Genomic DNA, 22382 nt, shown 5'->3' with positions numbered 1-22382 from the left:
AATCTCTCCTTTTCCTCTTTTTTATCAGTGTTGACACACAAAAAGAGGTTCAGACACAAAAACAGGCTATGGAGAAGACTTTCTCCACAGCCTGAAAAAGACGCTACCAGTATGGTAGCGTCTTTCTAACGATGTAAAGCGTAGGTATCACATTTAGCAATTTGCTGAAGTTGTATATATTCTGCTGTTGTTAACTGTGTTTGTGTACTAGCCTGTACATTTTCTTGCAATTGTTGAATGGAGCTTGCACCAGGTATAACAGCTGCAATAGTTTCGTTATGTAAGCAATATTGAATAGCTGTTCCTGTTAAAGAGCGTTCTCCAATCGCTTCTTTTACACTCGCTAGTGTTGTATTAAATTCATCGTATGAATAAGAAAGGTAATCCTTTTCTTTTACTCTTTCTATCTTTCTTGCATTATTGTCAGTTAGAATTCCTTTTGCAAGTGGTCCACGAGCAATGACGCTAATTTGATGTTCAGTAAGAAGTGGGAACCATTCTTCTGGCCGACGATTTAATAGGCTATATTCCATTAGTACGCTAACGATATTTGAGCGTTTTGCATACTCACGGATGACATTTGGACGTATAGAAGAAATACCGTAATGGCGAATGATACCTTCTTGTTTCAATTCTTCAAAAGCTTCAATTGTTTCATCTATAGGATCTTCAATCGTCCCACCATGTAGCTGGTAAAGATCAATATAATCTGTTTGAAGTCTACGTAAACTTTCTTTTACTTCAGCCTTTATGTAAGCTTTGGAAGGATCCCAAGACCAGCCATTTTTTTCTTCTGTCCATCTATTTCCAACCTTCGTTGTAAGAACCAGTCTGTCTCGTTTTCCCTTTAAGGCTTTTCCAACAAATTCTTCATTTAATCCATAATCATATAAATCTGCTGTATCAAAAAAATTAATCCCTAAATCGATTGCTTCATCGATAATACGCATGGCTACTGTTTCAGATGTACCGAGAGACATACAGCCAAGGCCCATTTCTGTAACAAATAAATCTGAGTTTCCTAATTGACGTTTTTTCATAGGTCAACCTCCTTCCCTTTATTGTACGAGAGGGAAAAGAGGTTGACAAACGTTTACTTTTGAAGACGCATGTTGTAAAAGTCCGATTGATGTGGGCTACTAATTAGAGGTGGATGGCCCCATCTGATTAATGTTTCACTTTATTTGCTGTAATCCACTCTTGTACAGTTGTATACTCTTTGCCATATTGTTTGAGCTTATGGCGAATTTGCCATGCTTTTCCGACTAAAGTGACGCGATTTGGTAAAATATAAACTTTCATTTCTATCACGCTCCTTTCAATGTGGTAAAATGTATGAGGAAAGAATAGGAAATAGAACAGGGAGATGAAGTAATATGAGTAATCTTGCAGAGAGAACGGTAAAAACTGAGCCGATTTTTGATGGTAGAGTTATAAAAGTTCGTGTTGATGATGTAGTATTACCAAATGGAGAAATGAGTAAACGTGAAATTGTAAATCACCCTGGTGCAGTTGCTGTTATTGCTATTACTGATGAGGGGAAAATTGTGCTTGTTGAGCAGTATCGTAAAGCTCTTGAAAAAGCGATTATAGAAATTCCAGCTGGTAAGTTAGAACCAGGTGAAAAACCTGAGGTGACAGCAGTTCGTGAATTAGAAGAAGAAACAGGATATGTATGTGAAAACATGGAGCTCATTACTTCTTTCTATACATCTCCAGGATTCGCAGATGAAATTTTATATGTATATAAAGCGACAGGTTTGACAAAAAAAGAAAATAAAGCAGCTTTAGATGAAGATGAGTTTGTGGAGTTAATGGAAGTATCATTAGAAGAAGCGATTACCCTTATGAAGGATCTTCGTATTCATGATGCGAAGACGATGTTTGCAGTACAATATTTACAACTACAAAAATAAACACTCGCCAAAGGCGAGTGTTTTTTAATTAATTTTTGCATATACACGTGCATCACGTAAGCTACCATCCGGCGCTAGGAAATCATTCTCCATCGTGCCTTCTAAAATAAATTCTAAACGTTCTGCTAAGTTACATGCGTTTGTATTTGTTGCATCAGTACGAATTTCAATTCTTCTAGCACCTAGTTTATCAAAGGCAAATTGAATGGCACCTTTAATAGCTTCGGTCATATAGCCTTGTTTTGTATAAGCGCTATGTAGCCAGAAGTGAAGTGAAAACTTTGGAATATCCCAGTTTTCAGGTTTAAGCGTAATCGCCCCGATGAATGTACCTGATACTTTATCGTATAAGTGAAAATCAAGTGTTTCACGAAGTAAAAACTGCCCGTGAGCGTTACGAACAATTTCTTCAGCACTCTCTTCTGTTTCAGCGTTAATTGGTATCCACGGCACTAAATCTTCTAGGGAAGCTTGGATTGCTTCATATACTTCGGCACCATCACCTGGAAACGGTTTGCGAACTTGTAAGCGTTCAGTTTGAAATAATGTTGGAAAATCTAATAATAATGGTTTCAAGAGAAATCCCTCCTATTCTCTACTTTTTAGTTTAGCAAAGTAGAGCGGAATTTCAATGTTAATTCGTCATACTTTTTTTCTTTCTTTCATACATTTTTAGTAATAGTGTGAACGGAGGGAAGAAAAATGTGGCGAAAAACTTGGCAAGACCGTGTAACGTCTCACATACAGGAAAACTCTTCATTATATATATTTAACGCTGTTTTATTATTGATGGGAGTAATATTTGGAGCTATTCTTGTGAATAGTTTACAAATAAATCAAAAACAAGATTTATCATTTTATTTACAGCGTTTTTTTGGACAAGTTTCTAAAGGAGAATTTGCTATCGCGGGCGAAATGTTTCGAGAAAGTTACTTTTCGCAGTTAAAATACATCGGCTTTATTTGGATTTTAGGGATTTCAATTATTGGATTGCCACTTATTTTTATTTTATTATTTGTAAAAGGAGTAGTTGTTGGATTTACAGTAGGTTTTTTAGTAAGTCAGCATGGTTGGAATGGATTATTACTTGCATTCGTATCTGTATTGCCACAAAACCTAATCATAATTCCAGTATTTCTCGTTATGACAACGATTGCCGCAAGCTTTTCTTTGCGAATGATTAGGCATCAATTTATCCGGAAAATAACCGAGCCACTATTACCATTATTAATTCGTTATACATGCTTTTTTCTTGTGATTGGAGCGGTGTTAGCTCTTGCTTCTAGTGTGGAAGCTTATGCATCGCCAGTTTTAATGAAAGAAGTCGTTGAAGCTATTAATAAAAAATAAATACTTTTTGAGAATAATTATCAATTTGTTTTTATTATTTTTCTTTTGACAGAAGCCCTTCTTCTGATATAATGGTGTAAGAGTGGCGAGGAGGGAGTAGTACCGAATGGAAGAAAGAATTGAACGAATTAAGAAGCAATTACATGCAGCGAGCTATAAATTAACACCGCAACGTGAAGCAACAGTTCGTGTGCTGCTAGAAAATGAAGAAGATCATTTAAGCGCAGAAGATGTTTACCTCCTTGTAAAAGAAAAGTCGCCAGAGATCGGATTAGCAACTGTCTATCGAACTTTAGAGCTATTATCTGAGTTGAAAGTGGTCGATAAGATTAACTTCGGAGACGGTGTTTCACGCTATGACTTACGCCAAGAAGGTGCGCAGCGTTTTCACCATCATTTGATTTGTACACAATGTGGTGCTGTACAAGAAATACAAGAAGATTTACTTGGTGAAGTGGAAAGGAAAGTAGAACGAGACTGGAGCTTTAAGGTGAAAGATCATCGTTTAACATTCCATGGGATTTGTAAAAATTGTCAAGAAATTGAAACGGATGAAAAATAACCTTTTCCTATTTATCTAGGAAGAGGTTTTTTATTTGAATAAGGTATAAATTGGTGAAAGCTTGGCATATGTTGTAATAACTTATATTTTGGAGGAATTTACAATGCGCCGAGCTTTAAAATTAACTTTTGATGGAATAAAAGTATTTTTATTATTTACAAGTTGTACGATTTTGTTTTATTTCGCTATACTATGGATAAATGAAGAATATGAAAGCTATCATCGTTATGAAAAGCCAAAAGAAGAGACTGTAGAAAAAGTATCAGGGAATGAAGAGCCGGTAAAGGATGCTTTCGTAAATAGAATGATGTTTTTCTATGAAAGTGGGGAGTAGTGTAGATTGGAAGATCAATTAAAAGATTTTATTCATTATATGGTTGTCGAAAAGGGATTAGCGAAAAATACAGTAGTATCTTATGAACGTGATTTGAAAAGTTATGTAAAGTATTTGCAAAATGTAGAACAGGCAAAAACTTTTCATGAAGTGACACGCTTGCATATTGTTAACTTTCTACAACATTTAAAAGAAAACGGAAAATCTTCGAAAACATTAGCACGTCATATAGCATCGATTCGTTCGTTTCACCAATTTTTACTTCGTGAACGGGCGGTAGAACACGACCCATCCGTACATATTGAAACGCCGCAAGGAGAGCGGAAATTACCAAAAGTATTATCAGTTGATGAAGTAGAGGCGTTACTTCAGACACCAAAAATGACGAGTGCTTTTGGAGTTCGTGATAAGGCGATGCTAGAGTTACTGTATGCGACAGGACTTCGCGTTTCAGAATTAATCGCACTAAATTTAGAAGATGTACATTTAACGATGGGGTTTGTTCGTTGCATAGGGAAAGGGAATAAAGAAAGAATTATTCCATTAGGAAGTTTAGCGACGGAAGCGATTCAAAAGTATATTGAAAAAGGAAGACGAGAATTGATGGGTAAAAAAGTAGTAGATGCACTCTTTTTAAACCATCATGGTAATCGATTATCGAGACAAGGTTTTTGGAAAATTTTAAAACGATTAGCGAAAGAAGCAAATATTGAAAAAGAGCTGACACCGCATACGTTGCGTCACTCTTTTGCTACGCATTTATTAGAAAATGGGGCAGATTTACGTGCTGTACAAGAAATGCTTGGACATGCCGATATTTCGACGACGCAAATTTATACGCACGTTTCAAAAACTAGATTAAAAGATGTATATAAACAGTTTCATCCGAGAGCATAGTTACTATGCTCTTTTTTTCATAGATTTAGAAGGAGAGAGCGTTTCACAGAAACTTCACAAACATTTCGTACATTGTTTTCAGTAGAAGACTGGAATATTACAATGTATTTCCTCTATACTAAATACAGTATGAAGGAGGAAATGATGATGAAAAAACTTATTATGACTTTATTTATCGCGATGCTAGCGTTGGCTGGCTGTAATACAAACAAAGAAGAACCGAAAAAAGAACAGAAACTTGAGGCTGTAAAAGTAGCGGTTCAAACAAATCCGAAAGAAATTAAACCAGGTGAAAAAACAGAAGTACAAGCACTTGTTACACAAGGAAAAGAGAAAGTAACGGATGCTGATGATGTAAAGTTTGAAATTTGGAAAGATGGCGACGAAAAGCACGAGATGTTAAATGGTAAGCATAAAGGGAAAGGTGTTTATGCAGTAGAGAAAACGTTTGAGACGGATGGAGTATACCATATTATCGCTCACACTAATGCACGTGAGATGCATGTTATGCCAGAAGTAAAAGTTGCTGTAGGAAATGCGAAAGTAGAAGATGCGAAAAAAGAAAGTAACGATCACGATGCAGGACACGGTGATCACAAAAGTGACACAATGATCCACCTTATGGCTGGTGATATAAAAGCAAATGCTGAATCAACGATGAAAGTTCATTTAAAGCAAAAAGAAGAGGCATTAACGGGTGCTGAAGTCCAACTTGAGATTTGGAAAGATGGTGTTGAAAAACACGAATTTATTCCTGCGAAAGAAGGGAATAAAGGAGAGTATGAAAGTAAACATACTTTTAAAGAGAACGGTACTTACAAAGTGAAAGTGCATGTGAGAAAAGGCGAACTGCATGAACATAAAGAAGAAACAGTAGAAGTCAAATAATGAGCAGCTCTTTAGAGCTGCTTTTTATTTTGTATTATAAAGAAATAAGTCACAAAATAGTTAGCACTTCTTTGTATAATGGATTACAATAGAAGTGTGAAGAAAATGAGAAATTCTACGAAAATGTATTAAAAAGAAAGCGTAAACATGTTATGATATCAATATCAGATGTCTGACATCTGACTTAGAAAAAATTAGAAATGTTTTTAAGTCGTTTCAAGTAAAACAAAATAGGTTAAAGAATGATTGAAAGAAGTACTGTTTGACAATGAGAACGAAATATAATTCTTATGGATAACAGTTTCACTTTATAGCGTTTTGAACATACTACAAGAAGTAGAACTGAACTTATAGGAGGTCGCAGTTATGAATAAATATAAACGTATATTCTTAGTCGTAATGGACTCTGTGGGAATCGGTGAATCACCGGATGCGGAGCAATTTGGTGATTTAGGTTCTGATACAATTGGACATATTGCTGAGCATATGAACGGATTACAAATGCCGAATATGGTGAAATTAGGTCTTGGAAACATTCGCGAAATGAAAGGTATCTCTAAAGTAGAAAAGCCACTTGGATATTATACAAAAATGCAAGAAAAATCTACGGGCAAAGATACAATGACAGGGCACTGGGAAATTATGGGACTTTACATTGATACGCCATTCCAAGTGTTCCCTGAAGGATTCCCGAAAGAATTACTTGAGGAATTAGAAGAAAAAACAGGCCGTAAAATTATCGGTAATAAGCCAGCTTCCGGAACTGAAATTCTTGATGAACTTGGTCAAGAGCAAATGGAAACAGGCTCTTTAATCGTTTATACGTCTGCTGATAGCGTACTACAAATCGCGGCACACGAAGAAGTAGTGCCACTTGATGAGTTATATAAAATTTGTAAAATTGCACGTGAATTAACATTAGATGAGAAGTATATGGTAGGACGTGTTATCGCTCGTCCATTCGTTGGTGAGCCAGGTAAATTCATACGTACACCAAATCGCCATGACTATGCGTTAAAGCCATTTGGCCGCACAGTAATGAATGAATTAAAAGATAGTGACTATGATGTAATTGCGATCGGTAAAATTTCTGACATATATGATGGTGAAGGGGTAACGGAATCACTTCGTACGAAGTCTAATATGGATGGAATGGATAAACTTGTAGATACATTAAACATGGACTTTACAGGTCTTAGTTTCTTAAACTTAGTTGACTTTGATGCATTATTTGGTCACCGCCGTGATCCACAAGGATATGGAGAAGCATTGCAAGAATATGATGCACGTCTTCCAGAAGTATTCGAAAAACTAAAAGAAGATGATCTATTATTAATTACAGCAGATCACGGTAATGATCCAGTTCACCACGGTACTGATCATACACGTGAATATGTACCGTTATTAGCATATAGCCCAAGCATGAAAGAAGGCGGACAAGAATTATCAATTCGTCAAACATTTGCTGATATTGGTGCAACAGTAGCAGAAAACTTCGGTGTGAAAATGCCAGAATACGGCACAAGCTTCTTAAACGAGCTAAAGAAATAGGGGGATAAAAAAATGAATCGTGAACTTATTACAAAATCAGCTTCATACTTAAAAGAGAAATTCCAAGAAACACCACAAGTAGGACTAATCCTTGGATCAGGACTAGGTGTATTAGCAGATGAAATCGAGGACGCAGTAACAGTACCTTACAGTGAAATCCCTGAATTTCCAGTGTCAACTGTAGAAGGTCATGCAGGTCAATTAGTATTCGGTACACTTCAAGGTGTTCCTGTAGTAGCAATGCAAGGACGTTTCCATTTCTATGAAGGATACGATATGCAAAAAGTAACATTCCCAGTTCGTGTTATGAAAGAGCTAGGTGTAGAAACAGTTGTTGTAACGAATGCAGCTGGTGGTGTAAATACATCATTTGAGCCAGGTGACCTTATGTTAATTTCAGATCACATCAACTTCATGGGTACAAATCCATTAATCGGACCAAATGATTCTGAAATGGGTGTACGTTTCCCTGATATGTCTACATCATATACGACAGAACTTCGCGAAATGGCGAAACAAGTTGCAGCAGATTTAAATATTAAAGTACAAGAAGGTGTATACGTTGGAATGACAGGTCCTGTATATGAAACACCTGCTGAAATTCGTATGATTCGTACAATTGGCGGAGATGCAGTTGGTATGTCAACAGTACCTGAAGTAATTGTAGCGCGTCATGCTGGTATGAAAGTACTTGGTATTTCTTGTATTTCAAATATGGCAGCTGGTATTTTAGATCAGCCACTTCACCACGATGAAGTAATCGAAACGACAGAACGTGTTAAAGCTAACTTCTTAGCATTAGTAAAAGCAATCGTAAAACAAATGAAGGGGTGACTTCACAATGAGAATGGTGGACCTAATTGCAAAAAAACGTGATGGACATGCATTAACGACAGAAGAAATCAACTTTATCGTTGAAGGATATACAAATGGTGATATTCCTGATTATCAAGTAAGTTCACTTGCAATGGCAATTTTCTTCCAAGATATGAACGATCAAGAACGTGCTGATTTAACGATGGCAATGGTAAATAGCGGTGATACAATCGATTTATCAGCTATTGAAGGAGTAAAAGTAGATAAGCATTCAACAGGTGGTGTTGGTGATACAACGACACTTGTATTAGGTCCATTAGTAGCTGCTTTAGGTGTACCAGTTGCAAAAATGTCTGGACGTGGTTTAGGACATACTGGTGGTACAATTGACAAATTAGAAGCAGTTCCAGGATTCCATGTGGAAATTGAAAATGAAGAATTCATGCGTCTTGTAAATGAAAATAAAATTGCTGTAATCGGCCAAAGTGGAAACTTAACGCCTGCTGATAAAAAGTTATATGCACTTCGTGATGTAACAGCAACAGTAAACTCAATTCCGCTTATTGCAAGCTCGATTATGAGTAAGAAAATTGCTGCTGGTGCAGATGCGATTGTTCTTGATGTAAAAACTGGAGCAGGCGCATTTATGAAAACAGATGAAGATGCAAAACGTTTAGCAGAAGCAATGGTACGAATTGGTAATAACGTTGGTCGTAATACGATGGCAGTTATTTCTGATATGAGTCAACCACTTGGTGAGGCTATTGGTAACGCATTAGAAGTACAAGAAGCAATTGATACATTACAAGGTAAAGGACCGAAAGATTTAGAAGAGTTATGTTTAACACTTGGAAGTCAAATGGTATACCTTGCTGGACAAGCTTCATCTTTAGAAGATGCTCGTGAAAAATTAATTGAAGTAATGAACAACGGAAAAGCGTTACAATCATTTAAAACGTTCTTATCAGCGCAAGGCGGCGACGCATCTGTTGTTGATGATCCTTCTAAATTGCCGCAAGCACAATTTAAAATTGAAGTGGAAGCGAAAGAAGATGGATATGTATCAGAAATCGTTGCAGACGAAATCGGAACAGCAGCAATGCTTCTAGGAGCAGGACGTGCAACGAAAGAGTCTGAAATTGATTTAGCAGTTGGTTTAATGCTTCGCAAAAAAGTAGGGGACAGCGTGAAAAAAGGTGACGCACTAGTTACAATTTACGCAAACCGCGAAAATGTTGAAGATGTAAAAGCGAAAATTTATGAGAACATGAAGATCTCTAAAGAACACGTAGATGCACCAACTTTAGTACATGGTATCGTAACGAAGTAATAAAAGAGGCTGAGGAGATTTCTCCTTGGCTTTTTTTACTATTTTTTGTTTATAATAATAATGGGTGAAATTATGATTAGAATTTGTGCAATAACAAAAACAGACGAAGTATTATATGATGTTTCGCTAGAAGAAACAACGAAAGACCATATTGTATGGTATTGGCTCGATTTATATAAGCCAACGAAAGAAGAGTATACATATATTTTGCAAGATCATTTTAAGTTCCATCCCCTGGCAATCGAAGATTGTATAGAATATGTACAGAGGCCAAAAGTTGATTTCTATGATGGATATAACTTTTTAGTTCTTCACGGATTTGGTGAGGATGGGCTTGAACCACATGAAATCGATTTATTTGTTAGTGATCGCTATATTGTTTCTTTCCATTTTTCTCATAACAATGCGATTGAAAGAGTATGGAAAACGCTTGGTGAAAAGAAACGGATTAAGAAGGGGCCTTTACATGTAGCGCATACGATTATAGACCAAATTGTAGATGACTATTTTGCACCTGTTTACTACATTGAAGATCATTTAAATGCAATTGATGATAATTTAACAGGTGAGACAGCAGGAAGTGTGCTAGAAGAGGTATTTGATATACGTGCAGATTTATCTAAACTAAGGCGTACAATTATTCCAATGCGTGATTTATTATATCGTATTTTAAATTCAACTCGATTTTACGGTATAAGTGATCATGAAATTTATTTTAAAGATATACATGATCATTTACTTAAACTGACTGAAATGATTGAAGCGAGCCGAGAGTTAACGGCAGATATTAGAGATAGCTATTTTTCATTAAACTCGCACCATATGAATAATATTATGAAAACATTAACTGTTTTCTCAACTATTTTTATGCCATTAACATTTATTGCAGGAGTATACGGAATGAACTTTTCGCATATGCCGGAGTTAGGCGGACAGTATAGTTATTTTATTTGCCTACTTATCATGGCGCTAATTGGTGGCGGTATGATGGCTTGGTTTTATAAAAAAGGATGGTTTAAGTAAAAAAACACCGAGGGAAATCCTCGGTGTTTTCTACTTAACCAATGGCATGTAATACAAACATGGCTAAGAATAAGCATGTAATGATATACATAGATGGTGCAACTTCTTTACGCTTTCCAAGAGCAACCTTTAAGATAGGATAAGCAATAAATCCGAATGCAATGCCATCAGCGATACTATATGTGAGCGGGATCATAACGATAATTAAGAAAGCTGGAAATCCTTCTGAAAAGTCGTTCAGAGGAATTTGTTGAATGCTTGTAATCATCAGACCGCCAATAATAATTAAGATAGGTGCAATGGCACTATCAGGAATTAATTTGACAAACGGAAGCGCAAACAGTGATGCGAAGAATAGCATTCCTGTAATGATAGACGTCAGACCTGTCTTACCGCCTGCAGTAATACCTGCAGCACTCTCTACAGTTGAAACAGTAGGGCTTGTGCCAAATAGACCACATGTCATTGCTGAAATTGCATTGGCTTGGTAAGCACGTGGGAATTTACGATCATCTTCTAATAAACCGTGCAATAGTCCCATGTTCTCAAAAATAAGTACCATGCTTAAGGAGAATGTTGCAATCCAAAACGGTAAGGAAGAAAGTTTCTCAAATGACATAGCTCCAAATACATCGCCGTAATTAGCGAATGAAAATGAACTATTTCCCATTTGACTCGTATCAACAAGGCCAAATACCCATGCGATACAAGTTCCTATTGCAATCGTCCATAAAAAGTTTCCACGTACGTTACGAATAAATAATACAAGTGCAACGATAAGGGTCAGTAATGTCGCAAGAACGACAGGATTACTTAATTTCCCCATTGCAACAGCAGTATTTGGATTCGAAACGACTAAACCACCTTTTTGCAATCCGATAAATGCTAGAAACAATCCGATGCCGACAGTGATAGCTTCCTTTAATGACTTTGGAATCGATACTGAAAGCGTGCGGGCGATTGGTGTAAAAGCGGCAATTGCAAAAATAATACCAGAGATAAAGACAGCTGCTAATGCTTCCTGCCAAGTTAACCCAAGCGTATGCACAGCGGTGTACGTGAAGAATGCATTTACACCCATACCAGGAACAAGAATAACAGGTGCGTTTGCCCAAAATGCCATGAGCAGACATCCGACGAATGAACTGAAAACAGTTGCCAAAATTCCAGCTTCAAGAGGAATGCCAGCATCTGATAAGATTGACGCATTTACAATCATAATATATACAATTGTGAAAAATGACGTAACGCCAGCTAAAACTTCTTGTTTTGGTGATGTTTCGTGTAAACCTAATTTAAATGTTCTTTCAAGTATTCCTTTCATGTTAAACCTTCTTTTTCATATCCCTCTCCCACCCGTGAAATCTCTTTTGTAAGAGTTCACCGACCTTTATTATATCAGAACATCATGTTTTTACAACAACAAAAATGATAACGGTTACTTATAAGTGAATTTCCTTATAAATACGTAAAAATAGCCCGGATAGAAGAGATAATTTCTAATTCTCCTGATTGAATGGGCGGAGCTGCTTGTGCATGTAAAGTAGTAGCATAAGATGTAATTTCTCTCGGTAATTGGGCGGATTCTTCAACGAATGAGAGTGGAACAGGATTAATGTTTAAATTGTATGTACTCGCAATAGCACGAGCTTTTTCTACTGCTTGTTGCAGGGCTTGAATGAGAGCTTGCTCATAATATTTATTTGGATGAGATATTCGAAAACGCAATCCTTTTGCTACATTCGCACCATTTGAAACAGCTATATCATATACTTCCCCTGCTTTTTGTACATTTAAAACGGTAATTTCATACAAATGCTCCACACGGTAGCCTTGTAGTAATGCTTTATCATTTATATATTCGTATTGAGGCGTAATCGTATAAGAAATCGTTTCTATATCTTTATCAGCAATACCGAGCTGTTTAAGTGCATCAAGCAATTGTTTTGATTGCACTGCATTTTCTTCTTGCGCTTGTTTTACATTTTTATTATCTGTTCGAATGCCGAGTGTTAATATGACAACATTTGGTTTTGCTTTTACGATTCCTTCTCCTTGTACAGTAATCGTTGCTTCTTTGCCGGTATTTGCCGTGCGCATATTATGTAAGTACGGATTCATTCCACCTTGCATTTCCATCACCATCCTTTTTTATATGTATATGTGTGAACAAAAAAGAAATTTGTATGAAAAAGTTACATAAATGAGAATGTTAAAGAAAGAAAGCATATACAACATGGGTATTTATAGATTATAATATGTATAAATATGATAAAAAAGGGACGAGGCTAGTGAACGAAAAAAGAGAAACACTGATTTTAGAGTTATCCGGATCATTTCGAAAGATGATACGTTTATTACAAAATGATATTAATACACGCTTTGCAGAACATATGCCATATAATGAATTCTCTGTATTACGCGCGTTATTTTTAAAAAGTCCACAAATGGCTTCGCAAATTGCGAGTGAAGTAAACGTAACCTCCAGTCATATTACAGCTGTTACAGATCGTCTCGTACGAAAAGGGTTTGTAGAAAGAAAACGTTCAAATTCAGATCGTCGTATCGTGTACTTAGAAATTACAGAACACGGAAGAGAAGTAACTGAAAAACTAGAAGCTGTGCGTAAAGAATATTATAAAGAGAGATTTAAAGATTGGAGCGATCAAGAAGTAGAAATGGTGTTAGAGCTATTTGGTCGCGTATTATAATAAATGAGGATAGGAAGCGAAAGCTTTCCTATCCTTTTTCTTTTGAATAAAAACATTTTGAAACTCCAATACTTTAATTAAAAAGAATCGGAGTGAAAATTTATGAAACGTATGTTTACGATTCTCATTATGATTGGAAGCATTTTCTGCTTTAATCAATTCGTGGATGCTGCAACGCCTCTTCAAGTCGTTCAAAAAGAATTACAACATATTTCAAATAAACAACCTGTTTTATATTCGAAACTATGGATTCGCTCTATGCAGAATACGATTTTATTTCATCATAGCGACAACGTTCGGCATGAAGATACGATAAGCAATGTGACAAAGTCTTCTCTTGTAAAAGTAAAACAACTTCCGCTTCAGAAAGCATCACAGTATATCCCGAGGTTATCACAGTATATTTCTAAGTTTGAAGCTGAAAATGTGCAAGTGTATTATGTGGCAGCTCGTTATGAAGTGAAAAAAGAGAACCCGTACCAATTAAATGGAATGAATTATTTTATGCAAGTATTTATTCAACAAGGGGGAGAATGGAGAATTGCTGAAAGTATAGTTGCTCCGACAGATCAAATCGTAGCAAATGGAGACGGATTTGGAACGAAGCAAGAAAAAGAGTATGGGAAAAGAAGAGAGAATGTGAAATAACCTCCTCACGAAGAGGAGGTTATTTCATTTGAAATTCCAAGAGACTTTCCATTTTAATATTTTAGCTAGGAAGAAATACGTAATGAAACTAGTTATCAAAAATCCGATGTAAAAGCTGGACAATGACTGCGCTCGACTTAGCATTAAACCTCCAGCGATCCCACCAAAGAAAATCACACAAGCCATAACTAACTTTTGTAATCTTGGATATAATAGGTGGTTACCATTTCGTTCATTCACTGAACGAACATATAAATATATACCAAGCGGTAATAAAATGATGATATGTGCAATAGGTCCAATCAATGTTTTTGCTGGAGGGATTTTTGTAAAGTTCGGTTCGTTATGCCTCACTCCATTTCGATCGGTATAAGCGCTTTGTGGATCATAATTAAAGTGAATATAAAACTCTTCTGCTGGACCAGAAATACGTATGTTTTCCATAAGACGTTGTATATTGCCATTGTCTTTATGAAATTCAGTATTCGAGTGAACAGCAATGATTCCTGCAATAAGTGATGGGAGTAACATTGGGAATATTAATATAGCTGCCGTGAGAAATCCTTGCGATATAACATTCCCTGCAATTGTTCCTATACATAAGGCAAGTGTATAAATAGCGATTAATACAATTAACATGTATATAAAGTAACTATGAAATGGGGAAAATACTTGATATTTATTATGAAAAGTCAACTTTTTCATAATAGCAAATAGTCCCCAGTTTATACTAACAGCTACTACAATGTTACAAATACCAAATAACCATTTTGTTATATAAAGGTGTGAACGTTTAAAGGGCATAGACCATAACAAGTCACTAGAGTTATTTTGTCTTTCCAAGCCGATTAATGTGCAGGCCAGAACGATAAGTACACCACCTTGAAATATGACAGAGTCCATAAGTGATAAATCAAAGTTGTAATGATATATAGATTTCCATTTTTTATTCATATTTAGAAAGTGTTGTTGTTCAATAGAAGTCATATAGTATTTATACGACAAAGTATAGAAGCTGACGAGCCAAAATAACCATACAACATATTTACTTTGTTGATACGTTCTTAGCCATAGTGCTTTTTGAAACATAGGATCTCTCCTTTAAAAAACTTTATAATTTGTTAGGCGTGATAATACAACATAAGTAATGATTCCGGCGAGAAACAAACCGATATAGTAGTTTAATAGGAAACTAAATTGAGTTATTTTATAGCCACCTAGTAATGCAAAGTAGATGGTTGCCCCCCATATCCACATCCGTAAATGATTTTGGAAAATAAATATCTTTTGATTGTTTTCATTAGGTGATCGTGTATATAAGTATGTGCCAAGGAGTAAGTAAAATATTGTATACAAAATAGGGACTAACATTGATTTAGCTGAATAATACGTATAAGATGATGGATCTCTTAAAGTAGTTGGGGCATTTTCTTTTTTACGTAATTCAGGATCATACTCGTAATAAAGCGTGAAATTATATATTGGTGCGACCACATTTGTTTTTTGATTGATTTCATAAAGTTGTTCATATAGCTTATAATTTTTAGTATCGGTAGCCTCTAAATGATTTATCGTAAAAGTGTACACTAGTGGAATAAATGTAAGTCCCATTAGTAGCCAAGGAATACAAAAGGCAACTTGCGACACAATGCTGCCAGTAAAAGTACCGATACATAAAGCAGCTGTATAGACTGCGACATAAGAAACAATTGCATAGAGAAAGTATCGGTGAAATGGACTAAATGATTGATAATCAAAATGAATGGTTGTTCTATAAATAGAGTACATAAGAATCCAGTTTATAAGTAATGAACCTACAATACAAAATGAACCAAAAGCCCATTTAGTTAAGAAAATATCTTTTCTATTAAAAGGCATTGCCATAAGTGTGCTATTAGACTGGTTACTACGCTCCCATCCTATCAATAAGCAGGCTAAAGCAATGATAAGACCTGTTAACCAAAAACTATTACCTTCTCCTGAAGAAAAGGAATAAAAATAATAATACTGTTTCCCTTTCTCTTGTAATTCGTAATATTCAGCAAGTTCCATCTGAGCACTTCTATAGTAGCCAAAAGATAGCAAGTAAAGCGAACTAAAGAAAAACAGTAACACAGCATATTTCCCGCGTTTCCAATTCCACATCCATAACGCCTTATGAAACATACTCATCCTCCTCAAGTGTCGTAACGAAGACATCTTCAAGTGACATCGTCAATTCTTCAATGAGTATTGGTTGTTCTTTATAAAATTTCTCCAGTGTTGTAGCCACATTTCCCTCAATTAAGATCGTATATACTTTTCCTGTTTGATTTAATATTTTAATATTGTTTAAGTTTTCTAGTTTTTGAGGTAGTGAACGTTCATAAGCTACTTGGATTTTAGCAAATCGTGATTTTGCATCGTCTAGTGATGTAATAGAAGATATAGTATGGCCTTTTAATATAATGATTGTATCTGCAATTTGTTCCACTTCATCTAAATGGTGAGTGGAGATGAAAATGGTAATTTCTTTTTCTGCAACTTCTCCAACGAGAAACTGTAAAATCTGCCTTTTAACGATAGGATCAAGTCCATTTGTCGGTTCATCTAAAATAATATATTCTGCTTTTGCAGCAACAGCTAAAATGATCGCAAGTAGTGCTTTCATTCCTTTTGAGTAACTGCGAATGCGTTTGTTTGGTAAATTAAAGCGTTCTAACAGTTCGTAGAAATACTGTTCATCAAATGCCGTATAAACGGATTTATAAAACTTTACAATTTCTTTTACTGTATATCCATTCAATATGTTAGTAGAATCCGGAACATATACGATTTTTTGCTTCATTTCAGGATGCTGATGAATGTCTGTATCTTCATATGTAACAGTTCCTGCATCAGGGTCTAAAATGCCGACCATCGTTCGTAATAAAGTTGTTTTCCCCGCACCGTTTCTTCCGAGTAATCCGACGATACTACCTTTTTGTAATGTGAAAGAAATACCGTCTAAAATCGTTTGATTATCAATTGTTTTCTTCAGATTTGTTACTTTCAACATCTGTACTTCCTCCAATCTCTTTATAGTATGAATCTATCCAATCGTGAATTTTATCTTTCGTAATTCCGAGATAAGAGGCTTCTAGTAGTAATTGATGAAATTGCTTTTCAACCATAGCGATTTTCCTTTCGTCTAATGTTGGGGTAATCGATTGGGATACAAATGTTCCTTTTCCTCGTAATGTTTCAATAATCCCCTGTCGCTCTAATTCTTGATACGCTTTACTAACTGTATTTGGATTTATAACGAGTAAAGAAGCGAGCTCACGTACAGAAGGAAGCTTATCACTTGGAGCTAACATGTTTTTTAATACGAGTTCTTTTATATTTTGAACAATTTGTTCCCATATCGGAGTGTTGCTTCTTGGATCAAGTTGAATATGCAAGAGCAATGTCTCCTTCCTGATATGTATTAAGTGTACTACTGTGTGTAATACACTTAATACAATATAGGCAACAAATGTATTTGTCAATGAAAGGGATAGAAAAATATGGTATTAAAAATGTATAAATTGGAAAAAATAAGTTTGATATAGAATGGAGGGTTAGTCATGAAGCGAGTTTTTGGAATACTTGTTTGTTTCATGTTATTGCTTTCTGGTACCTCAGTGAGTTTCGCACAATCTGAGAAGACGAAGCGGGAAAAAACAGAAGAAACAACGCCGAAGTTAGCGGAACAAGCGTCGTCAGCAATCGTAATTGAACAAGATACAGGTAAAGTTTTGTTTGAAAAAAATCCGAATGAAAAGTTACCACCTGCTAGTATGACGAAGATTATGACAATGCTATTAATTATGGAACAAGTTGAAAAAGGAAAACTAAAACTGACCGATAAAGTTAGAGCGAGTGAGCATGCAGCTTCAATGGGTGGATCACAAATCTTTTTAGAGCCTGGGGAAGAGATGACTGTAAATGAAATGTTAAAGGGTATTGCAATCGCATCTGGAAATGATGCGTCTGTTGCAGTGGCGGAGCATATCGCTGGTTCAGAAGAAGGTTTTGTAAATATGATGAACAAAAAAGCGAAAGATTTAGGGCTGAAAAATACTCATTTTCAAAATCCGACAGGTCTCCCGGCGAAAGATCATTATTCCACAGCAAATGATATGGCGACAATGGCGAAAGAGTTGATGAAGTATCCACTTATTCGCAAATACACAGGTAAATACGAAGACTATTTACGTGAAAATACGGATAAGAAGTTTTGGCTCGTTAATACGAATAAGTTAGTACGTTTTTATCCTGGAGTAGATGGAGTGAAAACAGGTTTTACGACGGAAGCGAAATATTGTTTAACTGCATCAGCTGAAAAAAATGGAATGCGTGTTATTTCAGTTGTTATGGGAGCACCTACATCTAAAGAACGAAACAATCAAGTGACGAAGCTTCTTGATTATGCATTTGGTCAATATATGACAAAGAAAATGTATACGCGTGGTGAAAAAATTAAGACTGTACAAGTAGGAAAAGGGAAAAAAGAAAAAGTAGATTTAGTTGCGTCAGATAATGTGTCTCTTCTTATGAAGAAGGGCGAAAATATGGACAAAGTAAAACAAGAAGTAATCGCTGAAAAGAAAGTAAAGGCACCAATTAAAAAAGGGGATGCGCTTGGTACACTTGTTATTAAAAAAGATAAAGAAGTTTTATTAAAACAAACAATCGTAGCAAAAGAAGATGTTGCTGCAGCAAGCTGGTGGGAGTTATTTAAGAGAAGTTTTGGGATGTTTTCAACATCAAAATAGCGGCGGGAAATTTGCCGCTTTTCTGCTTGTTTGTACAGGAATAATTGCTGAAAGGTTTCACATTATGGCGAAATAGTACTTCTTTTGTCGGTAGGAAGGATTCTTATTCTCTGTCACGAAAATCTTATGTATGCTAATGAGTAAAGTTTGAGCATAAGGAGGAAATCGTGTGAGTCTTTCCATGCAATTAGAGGTAAAACGTGACGTCTTATGTGTGAGGTTAGAGGGTGAATTAGATCATCATACTGCTGAAGAGTTGCGAACGAAAGTAACAGATATGATTGAGACGCATGGTGTTCATCATATTGTTTTGAGCCTAGAGAATTTATCATTTATGGATAGTTCTGGTTTAGGTGTTATATTAGGCCGATATAAACATGTAAAGGGATTAGGTGGAGAAATGGTTGTTTGTGCAATTTCCCCGCCTGTTAAACGTTTATTTGAAATGTCAGGTCTATTCAAAATTGTTCGTTTAGAAGAAAGTGAAGCGCATGCGCTCGCGACGTTGGGGGTGGCATAAATGAGAAATGAAATGAACCTTCAATTTTCAGCGTTAAGTCAGAATGAATCATTCGCTCGTGTTACAGTAGCTGCTTTTATTGCACAACTTGACCCGACGATGGAAGAACTAACAGAAATTAAAACGGTGGTGTCAGAAGCAGTTACAAATGCAATTATTCATGGGTACGAAGGAAATGCAGAAGGTGTTGTTTATATTTCAGTGATTTTGGAAGAAGCAATGGTGAAACTCACGATTCGAGATGAAGGGATTGGTATCTTTAACTTAGATGAAGCGAGACAACCCCTTTTTACAACTAAACCTGAATTAGAGCGTTCCGGAATGGGATTTACTATCATGGAAAATTTTATGGATGAAGTAGAAGTTATTTCAAACGAATCTTTCGGGACAACAATCCATTTGACAAAATACTTATCAAATAGTAACGCTCTATGCAATTAAGGAGAATAGCCTATGGACACAGAGGTCAAAAATGAGAAGAAGAAACCTCAGTTAAAGGACCACGAGCTAAAAGCGTTAATTCAAAAAAGTCAAGATGGAGATCAACAAGCAAGAGATACAATCGTTCAAAGTAATATGCGTCTCGTATGGTCGGTTGTGCAGCGGTTTCTGAACCGAGGATACGAACCAGACGACTTATTTCAAATTGGATGTATTGGACTCTTAAAATCGGTAGATAAATTTGATTTATCTTTCGACGTGAAATTTTCAACATATGCAGTTCCCATGATTATTGGAGAAATTCAACGATTTTTACGTGACGATGGATCAGTGAAAGTGAGTAGATCTTTAAAAGAAACAGGAAACAAAATTCGAAAGATGAGAGACGAGCTTTCGAAAGAATTCGGAAGGGCTCCAACGATTAATGAAGTAGCGGAGGCTCTGGAACTAACGCCAGAAGAAGTCGTTTTGGCACAAGAAGCAAGTCGTGCTCCTTCATCAATACATGAAACCGTGTATGAAAACGATGGGGATCCAATTACTATTTTGGATCAAATCGCAGATCAATCTGAGACGAAATGGTTTGATAAAATTGCTTTAAAAGAAGCGATTAGAGAACTGGATGAACGCGAACGTTTAATTGTGTATTTGCGCTATTATAAAGACCAAACACAATCAGAAGTAGCGGAGCGCATAGGCATTTCTCAAGTGCAAGTTTCAAGACTTGAAAAGAAAATATTAAAACAGATGAAAGATCGAATAGATGAATAGCTATCTATTCGATTTTTTCATTGTAATGAAAATAGAAGATTACACCTATTGTCGAAAAGTTTACAGAATTTATTGATAATTTAGTTAATTTAAAATATAATCCAAGTATGAACTTGTCACAAAGGGGGAAGGAAACATGGAAACGAGGCAACAATGGGGAACGAGGGCCGGATTTATTTTCGCAGCGGTCGGCTCTGCAGTTGGTTTAGGAAACATATGGCGTTTTCCTTATACAGCGTATGAAAATGGAGGAGGCGCATTCTTTTTACCGTACTTATTCGCATTATTAACGACTGGTATTTCATTGTTAGCATTCGAATTTGCTCTTGGACATCGCCATCGTGGTTCAGCACCACTTACGTTCTTCCGTATTCATCCACGTGCTGAGTTTATTGGATGGTGGCAAATGTGTGTAACATTTATCGTTTCAACATATTATGCAGTAATTATTGCTTGGTCTATTTCGTATACGTACTTTGCAATTACTGGAGCATGGGGGAAAGACACGCAATCATTCTTATTTAAAGAATATTTACATGTTGCAGATAAGCCAGGGCAGTTTGGAGGGCTCGTGCCAGAAGTATTAATTCCACTAGCGCTCGTTTGGATTATTGTGCTGGGTGTTGCATTTAAAGGCGTTAAGAAAGGAATCGAAGTTGTTAACCGCATTTTTATTCCGTTATTAGTTGTTATGTTCCTAATTATCGTTGTTCGTGCAGTGACAATGGAAGGTGCGATGCAAGGATTAGATGCATTCTTTAAACCAGATTGGAGTCGTATTTTTGATGGGAAAGTATGGCTTGCTGCTTACGGTCAAATCTTCTTTAGTTTATCTTTAGCATTCGGAATTATGATTACGTATTCTAGTTATTTACCGAAAAACTCAGATACAACAAATAATGCTTTTATTACTGGATTTGCGAATTCAGGATTTGAATTATTAGCAGGGATTGGGGTCTTTGCAGCTCTTGGATTTATGGCAAATAACATGGGGGTACCGGTTGATAAAGTAGCTAGTGCTGGTGTAGGACTTGCGTTTGTAGTATTCCCGCAAATTATTAATGAACTGCCGATGTCACCGTTGTTTGGTGTATTATTCTTCTTATCGTTAACGGTCGCTGGAATTACATCACTTATTTCACTTGCGGAAGTATGTTTTGCGGCTGTATCTGAAAAATTTAGCTTAAGTCGTCAAAAAACGATTGGAATTATGGGAACGCTTCTTGTGTTAGTTTCTCTTGTTTTTGCAACACGTGGTGGGCTTATGTTCCTAGATGTTGTTGATTATTTCGCTAACAATTTTGGATTAATTTCAATAGCGCTTGTTGAAGTAGTGACAATAGGACTTATCTTGCGTCGTTTACCAGTTTATCAAAATCATGCAAACTTTGTATCTGATATAAAGTTAGGGACATTTTGGAGAGTGAGTTTACTTGTTATTACCCCTCTTATGTTAGGGTATATGTTAATTGATGGCACAATCCAAAATATTAAAAAGAACTACGGAGACTATCCAACTGAGTTTGTTGTAACATATGGTTGGTCAATTGCAGCGGCGTTCCTAATTGTTGCAATAATCATGAGTCTGAAAAAATGGAATGCGCAAATACATTCAGATTCTGCTAAGCTTGAAAAAGAATGGAAAGATCGAGGTGTTTCATAATGAGTGGATCAGCGATTATGATGATGGTTATTGGAATGGTGGTCATTTGGGGAGGGCTTGCATTAAGTATCGCAAATTTATTTAAGAAAAAGGCATAATTTAAAAACATCTGCACCGAAACGGTGCAGATGTTTTTTTTATGAAAAAATTGTATTAGAAAAAAATTCAATAACCATACTACAA

The 22382-nt window shown here is 36.0% G+C and carries 27 protein-coding genes; 18 read left to right on the top strand and 9 right to left on the bottom strand.

Annotated elements, in window-relative coordinates; translation table 11 throughout:
• Positions 1 to 125: 125 nt before the first annotated feature.
• Positions 126 to 1040, bottom strand: a complete 915-nt coding sequence (locus ACQKNI_RS10540) for an aldo/keto reductase (protein WP_098882458.1) — start codon at positions 1038 to 1040, stop codon at positions 126 to 128.
• A 127-nt stretch (positions 1041 to 1167) separates the two neighbouring features.
• Positions 1168 to 1302 carry a Z-ring formation inhibitor MciZ gene (gene mciZ / locus ACQKNI_RS10535; protein WP_000870296.1) on the bottom strand — a complete coding sequence of 45 codons (135 nt, stop codon included), beginning with the start codon at positions 1300 to 1302 and terminating at the stop codon, positions 1168 to 1170.
• Positions 1303 to 1376: 74 nt separating this feature from the next.
• Here mciZ and ACQKNI_RS10530 point away from each other — a divergent pair, with 74 nt between their 5' ends.
• Positions 1377 to 1916: an NUDIX domain-containing protein gene (locus tag ACQKNI_RS10530; protein WP_098882457.1), complete on the top strand. Its 540-nt coding sequence runs from the start codon at positions 1377 to 1379 to the stop codon at positions 1914 to 1916.
• A gap of 24 nt (positions 1917 to 1940) precedes the next feature.
• Here the strand turns inward: ACQKNI_RS10530 and ACQKNI_RS10525 are convergent, their stop codons facing one another.
• Positions 1941 to 2492, bottom strand: coding sequence for a GNAT family N-acetyltransferase (locus ACQKNI_RS10525; protein WP_088231057.1), 552 nt, complete (start codon positions 2490 to 2492; stop codon positions 1941 to 1943).
• 126 nt (positions 2493 to 2618) lie between these two features.
• Between ACQKNI_RS10525 and spoIIM the strand changes: the two genes are divergently transcribed.
• From spoIIM to corA, 9 genes are all read left to right on the top strand, one after another.
• Complete coding sequence (gene spoIIM, locus ACQKNI_RS10520) at positions 2619 to 3266, top strand: stage II sporulation protein M (RefSeq protein WP_088231058.1); 648 nt, start codon at positions 2619 to 2621, stop codon at positions 3264 to 3266.
• Between the two features lie 106 nt (positions 3267 to 3372).
• Entirely contained in the window at positions 3373 to 3828 is a 456-nt protein-coding gene (locus ACQKNI_RS10515; RefSeq protein ID WP_000392656.1) for a Fur family transcriptional regulator, read from the top strand.
• Between the two features lie 103 nt (positions 3829 to 3931).
• Complete coding sequence (locus ACQKNI_RS10510; protein WP_141552078.1) at positions 3932 to 4162, top strand: YqzK family protein; 231 nt, start codon at positions 3932 to 3934, stop codon at positions 4160 to 4162.
• A 6-nt stretch (positions 4163 to 4168) separates the two neighbouring features.
• Positions 4169 to 5059 carry a site-specific tyrosine recombinase XerD gene (gene xerD / locus ACQKNI_RS10505; RefSeq protein WP_088231060.1) on the top strand — a complete coding sequence of 297 codons (891 nt, stop codon included), beginning with the start codon at positions 4169 to 4171 and terminating at the stop codon, positions 5057 to 5059.
• Positions 5060 to 5203: 144 nt separating this feature from the next.
• Positions 5204 to 5947, top strand: a complete 744-nt coding sequence (locus tag ACQKNI_RS10500) for a FixH family protein (RefSeq protein ID WP_140417381.1) — start codon at positions 5204 to 5206, stop codon at positions 5945 to 5947.
• A gap of 366 nt (positions 5948 to 6313) precedes the next feature.
• Positions 6314 to 7498, top strand: coding sequence for a phosphopentomutase (deoB, locus tag ACQKNI_RS10495; RefSeq protein WP_427282360.1), 1185 nt, complete (start codon positions 6314 to 6316; stop codon positions 7496 to 7498).
• 12 nt (positions 7499 to 7510) lie between these two features.
• Positions 7511 to 8332: a purine-nucleoside phosphorylase gene (locus ACQKNI_RS10490; RefSeq protein ID WP_427282359.1), complete on the top strand. Its 822-nt coding sequence runs from the start codon at positions 7511 to 7513 to the stop codon at positions 8330 to 8332.
• Positions 8333 to 8339: 7 nt separating this feature from the next.
• Positions 8340 to 9644, top strand: coding sequence for a pyrimidine-nucleoside phosphorylase (locus ACQKNI_RS10485; RefSeq protein ID WP_427282358.1), 1305 nt, complete (start codon positions 8340 to 8342; stop codon positions 9642 to 9644).
• Between the two features lie 60 nt (positions 9645 to 9704).
• Entirely contained in the window at positions 9705 to 10667 is a 963-nt protein-coding gene (corA, locus tag ACQKNI_RS10480; protein ID WP_140417382.1) for a magnesium/cobalt transporter CorA, read from the top strand.
• A 34-nt stretch (positions 10668 to 10701) separates the two neighbouring features.
• On the opposite strand, the gene ACQKNI_RS10475 is transcribed toward corA, so the two are convergent.
• Positions 10702 to 11991: an NCS2 family permease gene (locus ACQKNI_RS10475; RefSeq protein WP_280147089.1), complete on the bottom strand. Its 1290-nt coding sequence runs from the start codon at positions 11989 to 11991 to the stop codon at positions 10702 to 10704.
• A 134-nt stretch (positions 11992 to 12125) separates the two neighbouring features.
• Positions 12126 to 12800, bottom strand: a complete 675-nt coding sequence (locus tag ACQKNI_RS10470; RefSeq protein WP_088231067.1) for an SIMPL domain-containing protein — start codon at positions 12798 to 12800, stop codon at positions 12126 to 12128.
• A 158-nt stretch (positions 12801 to 12958) separates the two neighbouring features.
• Between ACQKNI_RS10470 and ACQKNI_RS10465 the strand changes: the two genes are divergently transcribed.
• Both ACQKNI_RS10465 and ACQKNI_RS10460 read left to right on the top strand, forming a co-directional pair.
• Complete coding sequence (locus ACQKNI_RS10465; protein WP_140417383.1) at positions 12959 to 13378, top strand: MarR family winged helix-turn-helix transcriptional regulator; 420 nt, start codon at positions 12959 to 12961, stop codon at positions 13376 to 13378.
• A 102-nt stretch (positions 13379 to 13480) separates the two neighbouring features.
• Positions 13481 to 14026: a hypothetical protein gene (locus tag ACQKNI_RS10460; protein ID WP_088231069.1), complete on the top strand. Its 546-nt coding sequence runs from the start codon at positions 13481 to 13483 to the stop codon at positions 14024 to 14026.
• 24 nt (positions 14027 to 14050) lie between these two features.
• Here ACQKNI_RS10460 and ACQKNI_RS10455 read toward each other — a convergent pair whose 3' ends face one another.
• Genes ACQKNI_RS10455 through ACQKNI_RS10440 form a run of 4 tightly spaced genes read right to left on the bottom strand, consistent with a single transcriptional unit; the run spans position 14051 to position 17448 of the window.
• Positions 14051 to 15115, bottom strand: coding sequence for an ABC transporter permease subunit (locus ACQKNI_RS10455; RefSeq protein ID WP_427282357.1), 1065 nt, complete (start codon positions 15113 to 15115; stop codon positions 14051 to 14053).
• A 12-nt stretch (positions 15116 to 15127) separates the two neighbouring features.
• Positions 15128 to 16192, bottom strand: a complete 1065-nt coding sequence (locus ACQKNI_RS10450; protein ID WP_088231071.1) for an ABC transporter permease — start codon at positions 16190 to 16192, stop codon at positions 15128 to 15130.
• Positions 16182 to 17063: an ABC transporter ATP-binding protein gene (locus ACQKNI_RS10445; RefSeq protein WP_088231072.1), complete on the bottom strand. Its 882-nt coding sequence runs from the start codon at positions 17061 to 17063 to the stop codon at positions 16182 to 16184. The genes ACQKNI_RS10450 and ACQKNI_RS10445 overlap by 11 nt, the downstream gene beginning before the upstream one ends.
• Entirely contained in the window at positions 17029 to 17448 is a 420-nt protein-coding gene (locus ACQKNI_RS10440; RefSeq protein WP_088231073.1) for a GntR family transcriptional regulator, read from the bottom strand. The genes ACQKNI_RS10445 and ACQKNI_RS10440 overlap by 35 nt, the downstream gene beginning before the upstream one ends.
• A gap of 165 nt (positions 17449 to 17613) precedes the next feature.
• Here ACQKNI_RS10440 and dacF point away from each other — a divergent pair, with 165 nt between their 5' ends.
• The 6 genes from dacF (at position 17614) to ACQKNI_RS10410 (ending at position 22297) form a co-directional block, all read left to right on the top strand.
• Positions 17614 to 18804 carry a serine-type D-Ala-D-Ala carboxypeptidase DacF gene (gene dacF, locus ACQKNI_RS10435; RefSeq protein WP_088231074.1) on the top strand — a complete coding sequence of 397 codons (1191 nt, stop codon included), beginning with the start codon at positions 17614 to 17616 and terminating at the stop codon, positions 18802 to 18804.
• Between the two features lie 169 nt (positions 18805 to 18973).
• A complete protein-coding gene (gene spoIIAA / locus ACQKNI_RS10430; RefSeq protein WP_000059135.1) occupies positions 18974 to 19324 on the top strand; it encodes an anti-sigma F factor antagonist in 351 nt (116 codons plus the stop codon).
• Positions 19325 to 19765, top strand: a complete 441-nt coding sequence (spoIIAB, locus tag ACQKNI_RS10425; protein ID WP_001243400.1) for an anti-sigma F factor — start codon at positions 19325 to 19327, stop codon at positions 19763 to 19765.
• 12 nt (positions 19766 to 19777) lie between these two features.
• The gene (gene sigF, locus ACQKNI_RS10420) at positions 19778 to 20536 is read left to right on the top strand and encodes an RNA polymerase sporulation sigma factor SigF (protein ID WP_088231075.1); all 759 of its coding nucleotides are present in this window, start codon (positions 19778 to 19780) and stop codon (positions 20534 to 20536) included.
• Between the two features lie 136 nt (positions 20537 to 20672).
• The gene (locus ACQKNI_RS10415; protein WP_088231076.1) at positions 20673 to 22199 is read left to right on the top strand and encodes a sodium-dependent transporter; all 1527 of its coding nucleotides are present in this window, start codon (positions 20673 to 20675) and stop codon (positions 22197 to 22199) included.
• Positions 22199 to 22297, top strand: a complete 99-nt coding sequence (locus ACQKNI_RS10410) for a methionine/alanine import family NSS transporter small subunit (protein ID WP_000016829.1) — start codon at positions 22199 to 22201, stop codon at positions 22295 to 22297. Before ACQKNI_RS10415 ends, ACQKNI_RS10410 begins: the two co-directional genes overlap by 1 nt.
• The last annotated feature ends 85 nt before the right edge of the window (positions 22298 to 22382 follow it).

Origin of the sequence: Bacillus sp. NPDC094064, from assembly GCF_050279585.1 — a bacterium.
In the GTDB taxonomy this organism is placed as follows: Bacteria; Bacillota; Bacilli; order Bacillales; family Bacillaceae_G; genus Bacillus_A.
The sequence above is the reverse complement of the archived record's forward strand: the minus strand, read 5'-3'. Positions and strand labels throughout refer to the sequence as shown.

What these genes read in the sequence shown, in the direction of transcription:
- ACQKNI_RS10540 (WP_098882458.1), bottom strand. Translation starts at nt 1,040, where the DNA reads ATGAAAAAACGTCAATTAGGAAACTCAGATTTATTTGTTACAGAAATG.
- mciZ (WP_000870296.1), bottom strand. Translation starts at nt 1,302, where the DNA reads ATGAAAGTTTATATTTTACCAAATCGCGTCACTTTAGTCGGAAAAGCA.
- ACQKNI_RS10530 (WP_098882457.1), top strand. Translation starts at nt 1,377, where the DNA reads ATGAGTAATCTTGCAGAGAGAACGGTAAAAACTGAGCCGATTTTTGAT.
- spoIIM (WP_088231058.1), top strand. Translation starts at nt 2,619, where the DNA reads ATGTGGCGAAAAACTTGGCAAGACCGTGTAACGTCTCACATACAGGAA.
- ACQKNI_RS10515 (WP_000392656.1), top strand. Translation starts at nt 3,373, where the DNA reads ATGGAAGAAAGAATTGAACGAATTAAGAAGCAATTACATGCAGCGAGC.
- ACQKNI_RS10510 (WP_141552078.1), top strand. Translation starts at nt 3,932, where the DNA reads ATGCGCCGAGCTTTAAAATTAACTTTTGATGGAATAAAAGTATTTTTA.
- ACQKNI_RS10500 (WP_140417381.1), top strand. Translation starts at nt 5,204, where the DNA reads ATGATGAAAAAACTTATTATGACTTTATTTATCGCGATGCTAGCGTTG.
- deoB (WP_427282360.1), top strand. Translation starts at nt 6,314, where the DNA reads ATGAATAAATATAAACGTATATTCTTAGTCGTAATGGACTCTGTGGGA.
- ACQKNI_RS10490 (WP_427282359.1), top strand. Translation starts at nt 7,511, where the DNA reads ATGAATCGTGAACTTATTACAAAATCAGCTTCATACTTAAAAGAGAAA.
- ACQKNI_RS10485 (WP_427282358.1), top strand. Translation starts at nt 8,340, where the DNA reads ATGAGAATGGTGGACCTAATTGCAAAAAAACGTGATGGACATGCATTA.
- corA (WP_140417382.1), top strand. Translation starts at nt 9,705, where the DNA reads ATGGGTGAAATTATGATTAGAATTTGTGCAATAACAAAAACAGACGAA.
- ACQKNI_RS10475 (WP_280147089.1), bottom strand. Translation starts at nt 11,991, where the DNA reads ATGAAAGGAATACTTGAAAGAACATTTAAATTAGGTTTACACGAAACA.
- ACQKNI_RS10470 (WP_088231067.1), bottom strand. Translation starts at nt 12,800, where the DNA reads ATGCAAGGTGGAATGAATCCGTACTTACATAATATGCGCACGGCAAAT.
- ACQKNI_RS10460 (WP_088231069.1), top strand. Translation starts at nt 13,481, where the DNA reads ATGAAACGTATGTTTACGATTCTCATTATGATTGGAAGCATTTTCTGC.
- ACQKNI_RS10455 (WP_427282357.1), bottom strand. Translation starts at nt 15,115, where the DNA reads ATGTTTCAAAAAGCACTATGGCTAAGAACGTATCAACAAAGTAAATAT.
- ACQKNI_RS10450 (WP_088231071.1), bottom strand. Translation starts at nt 16,192, where the DNA reads ATGTTTCATAAGGCGTTATGGATGTGGAATTGGAAACGCGGGAAATAT.
- ACQKNI_RS10445 (WP_088231072.1), bottom strand. Translation starts at nt 17,063, where the DNA reads ATGTTGAAAGTAACAAATCTGAAGAAAACAATTGATAATCAAACGATT.
- dacF (WP_088231074.1), top strand. Translation starts at nt 17,614, where the DNA reads ATGAAGCGAGTTTTTGGAATACTTGTTTGTTTCATGTTATTGCTTTCT.
- spoIIAB (WP_001243400.1), top strand. Translation starts at nt 19,325, where the DNA reads ATGAGAAATGAAATGAACCTTCAATTTTCAGCGTTAAGTCAGAATGAA.
- sigF (WP_088231075.1), top strand. Translation starts at nt 19,778, where the DNA reads ATGGACACAGAGGTCAAAAATGAGAAGAAGAAACCTCAGTTAAAGGAC.
- ACQKNI_RS10415 (WP_088231076.1), top strand. Translation starts at nt 20,673, where the DNA reads ATGGAAACGAGGCAACAATGGGGAACGAGGGCCGGATTTATTTTCGCA.
- ACQKNI_RS10410 (WP_000016829.1), top strand. Translation starts at nt 22,199, where the DNA reads ATGAGTGGATCAGCGATTATGATGATGGTTATTGGAATGGTGGTCATT.